This is a genomic window from Variovorax endophyticus (assembly GCF_025376855.1).
Taxonomy (GTDB): domain Bacteria; phylum Pseudomonadota; class Gammaproteobacteria; order Burkholderiales; family Burkholderiaceae_C; genus Variovorax.
This window is the reverse complement of sequence record NZ_JAHUTH010000008.1, coordinates 21,878-34,327: the sequence shown is the minus strand read 5'-3', so window position 1 is coordinate 34,327 and position 12,450 is coordinate 21,878. Positions and strand designations below refer to the sequence as shown.

At 70.4% G+C, this 12,450-nt stretch carries 11 protein-coding genes; 8 read left to right on the top strand and 3 right to left on the bottom strand.

From position 1 onward, the window contains the following. Window positions 1-19: 19 nt before the first annotated feature. The 6 genes from KV106_RS12200 to KV106_RS12175 are packed head-to-tail and all read left to right on the top strand — an operon-like array spanning window position 20 to window position 5,414. Window positions 20-1,216, top strand: coding sequence for an ABC transporter substrate-binding protein (locus KV106_RS12200; RefSeq protein ID WP_261210534.1), 1,197 nt, complete (start codon window positions 20-22; stop codon window positions 1,214-1,216). Continuing rightward, complete coding sequence (locus KV106_RS12195) at window positions 1,105-1,629, top strand: ABC transporter substrate-binding protein (protein WP_261210533.1); 525 nt, start codon at window positions 1,105-1,107, stop codon at window positions 1,627-1,629. Before KV106_RS12200 ends, KV106_RS12195 begins: the two co-directional genes overlap by 112 nt. Beyond that, on the top strand, window positions 1,626-2,645 hold the full coding sequence (locus tag KV106_RS12190) for an ABC transporter permease (RefSeq protein ID WP_261210532.1): 1,020 nt from the start codon (window positions 1,626-1,628) through the stop codon (window positions 2,643-2,645). The genes KV106_RS12195 and KV106_RS12190 overlap by 4 nt, the downstream gene beginning before the upstream one ends. After that, complete coding sequence (locus tag KV106_RS12185) at window positions 2,642-3,514, top strand: ABC transporter permease (RefSeq protein WP_261210531.1); 873 nt, start codon at window positions 2,642-2,644, stop codon at window positions 3,512-3,514. The genes KV106_RS12190 and KV106_RS12185 overlap by 4 nt, the downstream gene beginning before the upstream one ends. Beyond that, complete coding sequence (locus KV106_RS12180) at window positions 3,511-4,554, top strand: ABC transporter ATP-binding protein (RefSeq protein ID WP_261210530.1); 1,044 nt, start codon at window positions 3,511-3,513, stop codon at window positions 4,552-4,554. Before KV106_RS12185 ends, KV106_RS12180 begins: the two co-directional genes overlap by 4 nt. Then, window positions 4,551-5,414, top strand: a complete 864-nt coding sequence (locus tag KV106_RS12175) for an ABC transporter ATP-binding protein (RefSeq protein WP_261210529.1) — start codon at window positions 4,551-4,553, stop codon at window positions 5,412-5,414. Before KV106_RS12180 ends, KV106_RS12175 begins: the two co-directional genes overlap by 4 nt. Window positions 5,415-5,423: 9 nt before the next feature. Here the strand turns inward: KV106_RS12175 and KV106_RS12170 are convergent, their stop codons facing one another. Together KV106_RS12170 and KV106_RS12165 are read right to left on the bottom strand one after the other, a co-directional pair. After that, on the bottom strand, window positions 5,424-6,230 hold the full coding sequence (locus KV106_RS12170; protein ID WP_409976514.1) for a MetQ/NlpA family ABC transporter substrate-binding protein: 807 nt from the start codon (window positions 6,228-6,230) through the stop codon (window positions 5,424-5,426). Window positions 6,231-6,388: 158 nt separating this feature from the next. Next, complete coding sequence (locus KV106_RS12165) at window positions 6,389-8,647, bottom strand: hypothetical protein (RefSeq protein ID WP_261210528.1); 2,259 nt, start codon at window positions 8,645-8,647, stop codon at window positions 6,389-6,391. A gap of 685 nt (window positions 8,648-9,332) precedes the next feature. On the opposite strand from KV106_RS12165, the gene arr reads away from it, so the two are divergent. After that, complete coding sequence (gene arr, locus KV106_RS12160) at window positions 9,333-9,749, top strand: NAD(+)--rifampin ADP-ribosyltransferase (RefSeq protein WP_261210527.1); 417 nt, start codon at window positions 9,333-9,335, stop codon at window positions 9,747-9,749. A gap of 24 nt (window positions 9,750-9,773) precedes the next feature. On the opposite strand, the gene KV106_RS12155 is transcribed toward arr, so the two are convergent. After that, window positions 9,774-11,246, bottom strand: coding sequence for a SidA/IucD/PvdA family monooxygenase (locus KV106_RS12155; RefSeq protein WP_261210526.1), 1,473 nt, complete (start codon window positions 11,244-11,246; stop codon window positions 9,774-9,776). Between the two features lie 259 nt (window positions 11,247-11,505). Here KV106_RS12155 and KV106_RS12150 point away from each other — a divergent pair, with 259 nt between their 5' ends. Beyond that, complete coding sequence (locus KV106_RS12150) at window positions 11,506-12,447, top strand: CysB family HTH-type transcriptional regulator (protein ID WP_261210525.1); 942 nt, start codon at window positions 11,506-11,508, stop codon at window positions 12,445-12,447. The last annotated feature ends 3 nt before the right edge of the window (window positions 12,448-12,450 follow it).

Genomic DNA, 12,450 nt, shown 5'->3' with positions numbered 1-12,450 from the left:
CTTTCCGAAAGCCATCACCATGGACCGTCGCCGTTTCATCCAACAAGGCAGCGCCGCCTTCTCGCTCGGCACCGTCGCCGGCACCAGCCTGCCTCTGTCGGCCTGGGCCCAGGCGCGCAAGGACACGCTGCGCGTGCTCTCCGAGGGCGCGCCCAACTCGCAGGACCCGCACGGCGAGGGCGTGAGCCGCGAATCGCTGGGCCTGTTCTTCAACGTCTACGACCGCCTCATCAACTTCGACCGCGCGCAGCTCTCGCCGGGCGTCTTCAAGTACGACTACGGGCGCTTCCGCGGCGAGCTGGCCGAGCGTTTCGAAACCAGCGCCGACGGCCGCACCCTGACCTTCTTCCTGCGCCGCGACGCCACCTTCCACGACGGCAAGCCCGTGACGGCCGCCGACGTGAAGTGGTCGCTCGACCGCGCGGTCTCGCTGCCGGCCAGCAAGCGCCAGCTCGCGACCGGCTCGCTCGAGAATCCCTCGCAGTTCACGGCGGTGGATGCGCACACCTTCCGCATCGCGCTGCCGCGCGCCGACCGCTACACGCTGCCGAACCTCGCGCTGAGCTTCGCCTCGGTGCTCAACAGCGAGCTCGCGAAGTCGCATGCCACCGCGGCCGATCCCTGGGCCACCGAATGGGTCAAGGCGCACGAAGCCGGCGGCGGTGCCTTCCGCATCGAGAGCTTCACGCCGGGCCAGCAGGTGGTCTACACCCGCTTCGACGGCTGGAAGGGCGGCACCGCGCCGCAGCTGCGCCGCGCCGTGTTCCAGGTCGTGCCCTCGGCCTCCAACCGCGTGGCCGCCTTGCTCAAGGGCGACGCCGACGTGGCGCTGCAGTTGCCGCCCAAGGACCTCGACGCGCTGACCGACACCGCGCGCGCCAAGGTGGTGTCGGTGCCGGTCACGACCAGCTTCCGCTTCGTCGCCTTCAACACCCAGGCCAAGCCCTTCGACGACGTGCGCGTGCGCCAGGCCATCGCCTACGCCCTGCCCTACACCACCCTGCTGCGCGGCGCCAACCTGGGCCGCGGCGAGGCGCTGTACGGCGCCAGGCCGGCAAGCCCGCGAGCAGCCGCTTTCCGCAGCCCTATCCCTACGACACCCAGTTGCTCAAGGCGAAGGAGCTGCTGGCGCAGGCCGGCCATCCGCAGGGCTTCAAGACCAGCTTCAGTTACAACGTCGGCGACGCCACGCTGGCCGAGCCCGCGGCGCTGCTGATCCAGGAGGCGCTGGCGAAGATCGGCATCGCGCTGAGCATCGAGAAGGTGCCGAGCGCCCAGTGGGGCACGCTGCAGACCGAGAAGAAGCTGCCCTTCTTCATCGACAGCTCCTCGGCCTGGTTCAACGACCCCGACTACTTCTTCCGCATCTTCTTCCAGGGCGACTGGCGCTGGAACTTCGGTTCGTTCAAGAACGACGAACTCGCGAAGCTGCTAGAGCAGGCGCGCTGGGAGACCGATCGCGCGAAATACGACCGCGCGATCCAGCGCGCGATCGAGATCGCCTTCGAGCAGGTGCCGCTGGTGCCGCTGTGGCTGCCCACCTTCGAGGCGGCGCTGCAGCCCGACCTGCAAGGCTTCACCTACTACATCCATGGCCAGGTGGACTTCCGGCCGTTGACGCGCTCATGAGCTTCGCCCGGCGCGTCGTCTCCAGGCTCGCGGCCACCGTGCCGGTGCTCGCGGGCACGGCCGTCTTCACCTTCGTGCTCACGCACGTGCTGCCGGGCGACCCCGCGGCCTTCCTCGCCTCGGGGCCGAACGCCGGGCCCGAGGAGATCGCGCAGATCCGCGCGCGCATGGGCCTCGACCTGCCCCTCCCGACGCAGCTGTGGCACTACCTGCAGGCACTGGCGCACGGCGACTGGGGCCAGTCGCACACGACGGGGCAGCCGGTGCTGACCGACCTGTGGCAGCGCCTGCCGGCCTCGCTCGAGCTCACCGCCGCGGCCTTCGTGCTCACGCTGCTGGTGGCACTGCCGCTGGGCACCGCGGCCGCGCTGCGCCCGCGCTCGTTGTGGGACCGCGCCTGCACCGTGCTCACGGTGGGCGGCAGCTGCGTGCCGAGCTTCGTGATCGCGCTGCTGCTGGTCTACGTCTTCTATTTCCTGCTGGGCTGGGCGCCCGAACCCACGGGCCGCATCGACGCGATGATCGAGCCGCCGCCGGTGCGCAGCGGTTTCATGCTGGTCGATGCCGCCATCGCACTGCGCTGGGATGCCTTCGCTTCCGCGGCCGGCCGGCTGCTGCTGCCGAGCGTGGCGATGGCCGCCTTCTCGCTGGCACCGGTGGCGCGGCTCACGCGCGCGTCGCTGCTGGGCGTGCTGCGCAGCGACCCCGTGCGCACCGCGCGCGCGCTCGGCCTGCCGCCGCGCGCCGTGCTGGCCGGCGCGCTGCACCTGGCGCTGCTGCCGGTGGTCACCAGTGCCGGCATGGTGTTCTCGTACATGCTGAGCGCCAACGTGGTGATCGAGAAGGTGTTCGCCTGGCCCGGCATCGGCAGCTATGCGCTCGACGCGCTGATGGCGGCCGACCATGCGCCGCTGCAGGGCTTCGTGCTGCTGGTCGCGCTGATGTTCGTGCTGGTGAATTTCGCGATCGACCTGCTGCACGAGCGCATCGATCCGCGCGTGGGGAGCGCGGCATGAGCGCGGTGCCGGGCAAGTTCGAGGCGGATGCGCGGCCGCGCTGGCGCCCGCGCGGCAACGAGGCGCCGGGCCTGCTGCTGCTCGCGCTGCTGCTGCTCGCCGCCATCGCCGGCCCCGCGCTCGCGCCCTTCGATCCTCTCGCCACCGACGTGCCCGCGCGGCTGCAGCCGCCGAGCGCGCTGCACTGGTTCGGCACCGACGCGCTGGGCCGCGACCTGTTCTCGCGCGTGCTGGTGGCCACGCGGCTCGATCTCTCGATGGCCGCGGGCGCGGTGCTGCTGTCGCTGGCGGCGGGCAGCGCCATCGGCGCGCTGTGCGGCTTCGTCGGCGGCCGGCTCGACCGCTGGGTCGGCCGGCTGGTCGACGTGCTGATGGCCTTCCCGCTGTTCGTGGTGGCGATGGCGCTGGTCGCGGCCTGGGGCAACACGGTGATCAACATCGTCTATGCGACGGCGCTGATCAACCTGCCCTTCTACATCCGGCTCGCGCGCAGCGAGGTCGGCGTGCGGCGCGGCGCCGGCTACGTGCTGGCCGCGCGGCTCGGCGGGCAGGGGCCGGCGCGGCTGCTGTTCGGCGTGCTGCTGCCGCACGTGCTGCCCATGCTCGCGGTGCAGGGCTCGATCAACCTGGGCTGGGCGCTGCTCAATGGCGCTGGCCTGTCCTTCATCGGCCTCGGCGTGAGGCCGCCGACGCCCGAATGGGGCGTGCTGGTGAGCGAAGGCGCGCCCTACATCATCACCGGCCAGTGGTGGCTCGCGGGCTTCCCGGGCCTGGCGCTGTTCATGGCCGTGGGCTGCTTCACGCTGCTGGGCGACGCGCTGCGCGACCGGCTCGATCCACGCGGCGCCGCCGACCGGAGCGGCCCATGAGCGCGCCGCTGCTCGAGGTCGATGCGCTGAGCCTGCGCTTCCATGGCGCGCAGGGCGCGGTCCATGTGCTCGACCGCGTGAGCCTCGAGCTCGCGGCCGGCGAAACCCTGGGCCTGGTCGGCGAGAGCGGATCGGGCAAGTCGGTGACCGCGCTGGCGCTCGCGGGCCTGCTCGATGCGCAGGCCGACGCGGCCGCGCGGCGGCTGCGCTTCCAGGGGCTCGAACTGCTCGACGACAGCGGCCGTCCGGCGCGCGCGGCCTGGGATGCGCTGCGTGGCCGCCGCATCGGCTTCGTGTTCCAGAGTCCGCGCCGCGCGCTGCATCCGCTGCGCACCATCGGCGACCAGCTGCAGCAGGTGCTGCGGCTGCACCGCGGCCTGTCGGCACGCGCCGCGCGCCAGGCCGCGCTCGAATGGATCGAACGCGTGGGCCTGCCCGAGCCCGAGCGCCGGCTGCGCGCCTTTGCCCACCAGCTCTCGGGCGGCCAGTGCCAGCGCGCGATGATCGCGCTGGCACTGGCCGGCGAGCCCGAACTGCTGATCGCCGACGAGCCGACCACCGGCCTCGACGTGGTCACGCAGGCGCGGGTGCTCGACCTGCTGGCCGGCCTCGCGCGCGAGCGCGGCCTGGCGACCCTGCTGATCACCCACGACCTCGCACTGGCCGCGCAGCGCTGCGACCGCATCGCCGTGATGCATGCGGGCCAGGTGGTAGAGACCCTGCCCTCGCGTCGCCTGCGCGAGGGCGCGGCCCATCCCTACACGCGCCAGCTGCTGCGCGCCACGCCGCAATCGGCGCACACGCTCGACGCGTTGCGCGGCGTCGATGGCCGCCTGCCCGATCTCGCGCGCGCCGACCTGCCGGCCTGCCGTTTCGCCGAGCGCTGCCCACAGGCCGAGACGCGCTGCCGGATGCAGCCGCCGGTGGCGCAGCGGCAAGGCACCGCGCACCGCGTGCATTGCTGGGTGCAGGCGCCCCGGACGGGTCGGTCCCAGGCCGAACTCCCGCTCGCCGATGCGCGCGAGGAGCTTCCCGCATGACGCCATCGCTTTCCCGCCGATCCACCGGTGTCGATCCCGTGCCTGGGTCCGACCCCTTGCTGCGCGTCGAGGACCTGCACGCGCGCCATGCGCTGCCCGCGGTGCCGGCCTGGGGCGGCCTGTTGCATCGCCGCCGCTGGCTGCCGGCCGTGGACGGCGTGAGCTTCGCGCTCGCGCGCGGCGAGGCGCTGGGCCTCATCGGCGAATCGGGTTGCGGCAAGTCGACCCTGGCATCCGTGCTCGCGCGGCTGGCCGATCCGCTGTCGGGCCGGCTGCTGTTCGACGGCATCGACCTCGCCGCCGTGCGCGCCGGCCAGGCCGCCGAGGCGCCCTGGCGCCATCGCATCCAGATGGTGTTCCAGGACCCTTACGAAAGCCTGGACCCGCGCCGCAGCGCCTTCGACGCGATCGCCGATCCGCTGCGCCGGCTCGCGGCGCTCGATGGCGTCGCGCTGCGCGAACGCGTGCTGCGGACCGCGCGGCGCGTGCAGCTCGGCGACGAGCTGCTGGCGCGCCGGCCGCACCAGCTCTCGGGGGGCCAGGCCGCGCGCGTGGGCATCGCGCGCGCGCTGGCGCCCGCGCCCGAGCTGCTGATCCTCGACGAGCCCACCGCGGCGCTCGACGTCTCGGTGCAGGCCGGCCTGCTCTCGCTGCTGTCGGGGCTGCGCCGCGAGCTCGGCCTCGCGATCCTGTTCATCTCGCACGACCTCGGCGTGGTGCGGCTGCTGTGCGAGCGCGTGTTGGTGATGCGCGCGGGGCGCATCGTCGATGAGGGAGCGCCGCAGGCGCTGTTCGAGCGACCGCGGCATGCCTATACCGCCGAGCTGGCCGCGGCGGTGCCGCGCTTTCCGGCGGCCTGAAGCGCCGGCTCAGAACGCCGGGATGACCGCGCCCTTGTACTTGTCCTGAATGAACTTGCGCACCTCGGGCGTGTGCAGCGTCTTCACCAGCTTGGCGATGGCCGGCGACTGCAGGTTGTCCTTGCGCGCCGCGATGAAGTTCGCATAGGGCGAGTTGCGGCCGTCCTCGATGAACAGCGCGTCGCGGCCCGGATCGAGCTTGGCCTCGAGCGCGTAGTTGGTGTTGATCAGCGCGAGGTCCACGTCGGGCAGCGCGCGCGGCAGCTGCGCCGATTCGATCTCGCGGATCACCAGCTTCTTCGGGTTCGAGACGATGTCGCGCGCCGTCGACTTGATGTTGCCCGGGTCCTTGAGCTTGAGCAGGCCCTGCCTGGCCAGCAGCGCCAGCGCGCGGCCCGAGTTCGACGGATCGTTGGGGATCGCCACCACCGCGCCCTCGCGCAGGTCGGCCGCCTTCTTGATCTTCCGCGAGTAGGCGCCGAAGGGCTCGATGTGCACGTCGCTGTTCGGCACCTCGACGATGTCGGTCTTGCGGTCCTTGTTGAAGGAATCGAGGTAGGGCCGGTTCTGGAAGAAGTTCGCGTCGAGTTGCTTGTCGCCGACCGCGAGGTTGGGTTGCACGTAGTCGTTGAACACCTTGACCTCGAGGTCCACGCCCTGCGCCTTGAGCTGCGGGCGGATGAATTCGAGGATCTCGGCGTGCGGCACCGGCGAGGCTGCCACGCGCAGCGTCTCCTGCGCCTGCGCGGACATCGCGCCCAGACCGGCCACCGATAGCACCATTACCGAGAAGGCGCGCTGAAACGAAAACGTCATGGTTGGAATTCCCTCATCGTCAGAAATGAAAAACGCCGGATCGCCCTGTCCTCGCAGGAACGTCCGGCGCTGCGCAGGTTAGCGGCGCGATGCCGCGCTCCCAAGCGATGAATCGGCGCTTGCTCATGCGATTTGCGAGCAAGCGGCGGGCATGATCCTCAGTTCATGCGCTGCAGCAGCACGTCGGTCACCGCCACGCTGCCCGAGGCCTTCGGGAACCGCAGCGTGACCTGCTTGATGTGCGCGAGGTCCACGCCATGCAGCGCGAAGGCCTTCAGCGGAACCGCCACCATGTTCAGCAGCGGCCGGGTGGTGCCGGTGTCGGCATAGATCGAGTCCGCGGGCGCGTCGACCAGCGGGATCGCGCCGTCGGGCTTGCGCGCGATGCCGTAGAGCGCGTCGCTGAAGTCGCTGCCCTTGATCGCGGCCTTGCGATCCTGCGTGTCGGTCAGCGCGATCTCGACCTCCTGGCCGATGGGAGCCACCACGGCGACGCGCAGGCTCAGCGTGTCGAAGCCCTGGGTGGAAAGGTCGCCGGTGTGGATCGTCATCGCGGCGCCGGCCGCGGCCCACTGCAGCTGGGCCTGGTCCGTGATCGACCAGGTCAACAGCGTCTTCGCGTCATAGGTGTAGTCGTACAACGCGCCTTCCTTGAACAGGCGATCGACGCTGTCCTGGCTCGCGGGGTCGGTGCATGCCGCGTCGCGATCGGGCTTGAGCGCGAGGAATCGGCATTGCACGGCCTGGGCGAATTTCTCGTAGGCGGTCGAGAGCCCGTTCGGGTTCTTCGCGCTGGCATCGATGGCGCGGAAGTTCTGGAGCAGCTTGCGCTGCGCGGCGGGTTGATGGATCGTCAGGATCACGCGCTCGTCGCAACTGCCCTCGCCCACCGGGCAGCCCGCGGCCGGGATCGGCGCCTGCCCCTTCCAGTACGGCGCGAACTGGAACTCGTCGCCGACGAAATAGCGCATGAACGATTCGATCAGGAACATGCCGTTGCGGCGCTGGTCCTCCTGGCTCAGGCGCAGCGTCTCGGCCTCTGCGGCCTTGCAGTAGAGGGGGGCGCGGATCTGCGAATCGTCGATCTTGGCCCAATAGTCGTTGTAGAAGTTGTGGTTGGCGCCCCGCACCAGGACCTGGTACTTGGGCGCGCTGTCGTCCTCGGCGGTGTAGCGGCTCTCGTCGAAGATCTGCGCGCCTTCCAGCGTGTAGACGTCGCCGTCGCAGCTGGGCAGCAGGGTCATGAACGGCACATGGGTGATGCGCGACAGCTGCTTCTTGTTGATCGCCGCGAGCGAGAAGACCGCGCGGATCCGGTGCGGGTCCCCGGTGCTCGAAGGCAGCAGCACGCCGGTTTGGCGCAGGGCCTCCTCGGAGGTGGCCTGCTGCAGCCATTGCTCGCTGTTCGCATTGATTCGCCGCACCACGGTGCCCAGGTCCCGGAGCGCGGCGGTGGCCTTCTCCAGCGCGAGCTCCGCGGCCTGGAGCACGGCCTGTGCGTCCTGCGCCTGGCGCTGCAGTTGCTCCACCTCGCGGGTCAAGGCCTCGATCTCCAGCGCTGGCGCGGGCGGCGTGCGGCCCAGCGCCGCCTGGTGCTTGAACTTCGCGATCAGGAGCTGCACCGAGGCGGCGGTCGAGGCGGATTGCGCCTCGTCGACCCGCTGCCGCGCTTCGTCCAGCGCGGCCTGGAGCGGAACGGTCGCCGCGCGGATGTCGCGTGCCTTCTCGACGTTCTGGTAGCTGATGCCCACGCGTTGCCGGTTCAGCTCCACCGCATAGGCCACCGCTTCCGCGCCGCGCGAGTGCCCGACGAGGCCCACGCGTCCGAGGTCCATCCTGCCCTTGAGCGCGGGCAGCGCCACGCCGTTGAACACGCCCGTGGCGTTGCCCGCGCGCAGCAGGTCGAGCGTGGTCATCAGCAGCTGGCCGCGCGCCAGCGCACCGGCGTCCGAGGCATTGCCGTTGAGACCGTTGATCTTTCCCGCATCGATGGAGAAGGCCACGTAGCCGTTCTCCGCCAGGTTCTTCTGCAGGTAGTCGTAGCCCTTGGCATTGTTGAGATCTGAGGAGTCATGCATGCCGTGCAGGAACACCACCACCGGATGGCCGCCGCTGGCCGAGGGCTGGACCCTGGAATCGCCCGGTGTGCCGGCCGGCCCTGTCGGATAGCGCACCGTGCCCCGCAGCGGCACGGTGTAGATCACGTCCTTGTACCGCGCATCCGACACCGCCGCGGTGCCGAAGCCGTAGACGATCTGCTCCGAGGACACATGGCCTCCCTTCTCGCCGAACGGCACGGTCGCGGTGAACCGGGTGACGACGGAAGGATCCTCCGGGTTCGGTGGGGTCGTGACCGGGATCGTCGACGCCGGATCGGCCGTTCCGGTGGTGACGCCGGTCGTGGGCGGAGGCGCCATCAAGGCCAGGGAGCCCGCCCCGCCGTCGCTGCCTCCACCGCATCCGCTCGCGAGGGCGAATCCCAGAAGAACCGCGCACGCTTTCAACAAGCGCATGCAACGCTGTCCATTCATTGATCTTCTCCAAAATATTCTTTCGATGATTGGAGCGATCCGCGATCCAGGCACGACTCGCTCCGAGTGGTGTCCGATTCGCGCCATGCGGGTTTATCGATTCATCGGGGCCGACGCTTGTCTCTCGTGATGATGAGCATCTCGCGTTGCGGACCGCGCGGAGAAGCAATTCATATGCCTCTCGAAGATGTCGTTTCTTTATTCCTTGCTGCATCGATTCATCGGCATGAAAGATATTCGTTGACCAATTAATCGATGAAGAATTATTCCTTCGAAAAGCAATCTGCAATTGCCGAGAAGCCGTCTGGAGATGACGCCAGAAGATGCGAAGTGCGTCGCCGCGCGCGAATGTCTTGGTGATGCCAGGAGGCATCCGGCAACCGAAGTGCATGCCTCGCGCGCTCGTCGCGACCGGATGGGGACCGGGCCATCCACACGCACGAACGCGGTGCGTGCCGGGCCGAGGCCGCGTCCGTGAATCCGTAGTCGCGAGTCCGTGAAACTCCGCTATCTTCTCGCGCAGGCGCGCGGCGATGCACCGCGCTACCACCCACGCTCAGGAACACATCGCATGGCGCCCGCCGACATCCCCAGCCCACCGCCCTACTACCACGGCACCAAGGCCGACCTCAACCCCGGCGACCTGATCGAAGCCGGCCGCAGTTCCAACTACGGCCAGCGAAGGAAGGCGGCGTATGTCTATCTGAGCGCCACGCTCGAGGCCGCGACCTGGGGTGCCGAGCTGGCCATCGGCGAGGGCCGCGGCAGGATCTACGTGGTGGAGCCCACCGGGTCGATCGAGGACGATCCCAACCTCACCGACAAGAAATTCCCGGGCAATCCGACCAGGTCCTACCGCACGCGGCAGCCGCTGCGGATCACGGGCGAGGTGAAGGACTGGCAGGGCCATGCGCCCGAGCAACTCCAGGCGATGCGCGAGCACCTGGAGGCGCTCAAGCGCGCGGGCATCGAGGCGATCGAGGACTGACGACCAAGCGGGCACGTTGCCCGCTCAGGCCGCCCGCAGCCGCGTCTCGCCCTGCCACAGCGCGCCCGCATAGAGCTCGGGCCCGAAGTCCGGCGGCACCTCGGCGCGCGTGCGCGCCTCGTGCAGCGGCAGGTCGGCCAGCACCAGGTCCTCGCTGATGCGGCGCACGATGGCCGGCACATAGCCGCGCATGCCGGGCACGTCGCCCAGCGGCAGCCCGGTGCTCGCGAAGCCGCCCGGGTTGTAGACGTGGATGTCGCGCAGCCACGGCGCCGTGCCCGCCGTCTTCTCGACCAGCTCGAGGCCCGTGCCCAGGTAGGGCGCGGCCGCGAGCTCGTCGTCGCGCTCGTGCGCGGGCGCCTCGAAGCGGTCGCGCCAGCGCAGCACCAGGTCGGCGATGCCGGCCAGCTCGGGGCGCTCGCTCAGCTCGTGGCTGTAGCCGGTGCCGGCGATCGCGAAGTCGAAGTGGAAATGCGCGTCGTGCACATGGGCCACGAGCTGGTTGCCGTTCTGCGTGACGCCGCGCCACGGCGCGCCCAGGTGCAGGTGGAAGTTGGGAAAGGCCAGCACGCGCTGCACCGAGTCGGGCGGCGGCGTGGTGCCCAGGCGCCGGTAGCGCGCCGCATGGTGCCAGCGCGTGGCATCGGGCAGCGCGAAGTAGTTGTCGTACAGCCCCGGATAGCCACGCACGCGCGCCACCGGCGTGGCCGCGAGATGGTCGCGGCGCGCGAACAGGTGCACGGCGGCCGCGCCATGCTCGAGCGCCACCGCGGCCGCGTCGAAGGCCGAGGCCGCCGCGCCGATCACGGCCACGCGCTTGCCTTCGAGCGCCGCGAAATCGATCGCATGGCCGGTGTGGGCCGCGAGCCCGCGGGCCACCGCGTTCGCGAGCAGCTCGGGCACGAAGGGCGCGCCGCTGCCGGCCACGCCGTTGGCGAAGACCAGCTTGCGCGCGGTCTCGATGCGCTCCTGGCCATCGACCTCGAGCCGCACGCGGAAGCGCGGCACCGCGCCCTGCCCCGCCGCCTCGAAGCCGACCAGCCGCGTGCCGTAACGCACCCCGGTGGCGGTGATGTGGCGGAACCAGTCGAGGTAGGCGGCCCAGTCGGTGCGCGGAATGCGGTCGAGCGCCGCATAGGCCTCGAGGCCATGGCGCGATTCGTACCAGGCCTGGAAGCCCAGCGCGCTCACCGAGCCTTCGGGGCCGACCAGGTTCTTGAGCGTGCGCAGCTTGTGCATGCGCGCACGCGTGAGCCACACGCCGGCGCGCTGCGCATCGGGCGCGGCATCGATCACGCTGACTTCGGCGATGCCCGCGCGGCGCAGCGCGAACGAGAGCGCGGCGCCGCTCTGGCCGCCGCCGACGACGAGCACGTCGTGGTCGATGCCATCGTGGCGCGGCACCCAGTTGGCGGGCGCGGGGCCGAGCAGGCGCAGCGCCTCGTGGGCGAAGCGGTCGCGTGGGTCCTGAAGGTCGAAGAGGGTGACGTTGCTCATGGGGGTCCAGAAAAAAACGGGCCCCGAGGGGCCCGTTGAAACTGCATCGCCGTAGCGACCAGGAGACACTCACCCTCGAAGGCAAGAGCCCTCATTCTTCAAGAGAGCGCGGCCTTCGCGAAGCACGTAATCCGCATACGCTGATCCGTTTTTGTTCTTTGCCGCGCGGCATCGTCGCGCGATAGCCTGCGGGCACTCCCACCGAGTGCGCGCCCGGAAGGCGCATGCCCCCGCCAGAGACAAGCCTCTTCCCGTCGCCATGAACTTCCAGCAACTGCGATCCGTGCGCGAGACCGTGCGCTGCGGCTTCAACCTCAGCGAAGCCGCCGTGGTGCTCGAGGCCTCGCAGTCCGGCGTGAGCCGGCAGATCCGCGACCTCGAGAACGAGCTCGGCATCCTGCTGTTCAAGCGCTCGGGCAAGCGGCTCACCGGCCTCACCTCGCCCGGCGACCACCTGCTGCCGATCATCGAGCGCGTGCTCGACGACAGCCTGAACCTGCGCCAGGCCGGCCAGGATTTCCTGGCGCGCGAGGAGGGCCTGCTGTCGATCGCGGCCACGCATTCGCAGGCGCGCTATGCGCTGCCGGCCGCGGTGCAGGAGTTCCGGCTGCGCTTTCCCGGGGTGCGGCTGCACCTGCACCAGGGCACGCCGCGCCAGATCGCGCAGATGCTGCTCGACGGCGAGGTCGACGTGGGCATCGCCACCGAGTTGCCGCGGAACCATCCGCAGCTCGCGGCCATCTCCTGTCGCTGCTGGACGCACCTGGTGGTGGCGCCCGCGGGCCATCCGCTGCTGACCGAGGCGCCGCTCACCATCGAGAAGCTCGCGCGCCATCCGCTCATCACCTACGACAGCGGCCTCACGGGCCGCTCGCGCATCGACGAGGCCTTCGCGCGCCATGGGCTCTCGCCCGACATCGTGCTGGCCGCGATGGATGCCGACGTGATCAAGACCTACGTGGAGCTCGGCGTGGGCGTGGGCATCGTCGCCGACCTGGCCTACGACGCGGTGCGCGACCGGCGCCTGCGCGCGCTGGAAGCCGGCCACCTGTTCGGCGAGAACCGCACCCAGCTCGCGGTGCGTCGCGGCGGGCATCTGCGCGGCTACATCCACGCCTTCATCGATGCCTTCGCGCCCGGCATGGCGCGCGAGGCGATCGCGCGCGCCAGCGCGGAGGCACCGCCCGACGACGGAGGCTGAACG

Bases quoted from the DNA above. Each gene is read 5' to 3' on its own strand.
- KV106_RS12200 (WP_261210534.1), top strand. From the start codon at position 20: ATGGACCGTCGCCGTTTCATCCAACAAGGCAGCGCCGCCTTCTCGCTC.
- KV106_RS12190 (WP_261210532.1), top strand. From the start codon at position 1,626: ATGAGCTTCGCCCGGCGCGTCGTCTCCAGGCTCGCGGCCACCGTGCCG.
- arr (WP_261210527.1), top strand. From the start codon at position 9,333: ATGGCGCCCGCCGACATCCCCAGCCCACCGCCCTACTACCACGGCACC.
- KV106_RS12155 (WP_261210526.1), bottom strand. From the start codon at position 11,246: ATGAGCAACGTCACCCTCTTCGACCTTCAGGACCCACGCGACCGCTTC.
- KV106_RS12150 (WP_261210525.1), top strand. From the start codon at position 11,506: ATGAACTTCCAGCAACTGCGATCCGTGCGCGAGACCGTGCGCTGCGGC.
- KV106_RS12180 (WP_261210530.1), top strand. From the start codon at position 3,511: ATGAGCGCGCCGCTGCTCGAGGTCGATGCGCTGAGCCTGCGCTTCCAT.
- KV106_RS12185 (WP_261210531.1), top strand. From the start codon at position 2,642: ATGAGCGCGGTGCCGGGCAAGTTCGAGGCGGATGCGCGGCCGCGCTGG.
- KV106_RS12175 (WP_261210529.1), top strand. From the start codon at position 4,551: ATGACGCCATCGCTTTCCCGCCGATCCACCGGTGTCGATCCCGTGCCT.
- KV106_RS12170 (WP_409976514.1), bottom strand. From the start codon at position 6,230: ATGACGTTTTCGTTTCAGCGCGCCTTCTCGGTAATGGTGCTATCGGTG.
- KV106_RS12165 (WP_261210528.1), bottom strand. From the start codon at position 8,647: ATGGCGCCTCCGCCCACGACCGGCGTCACCACCGGAACGGCCGATCCG.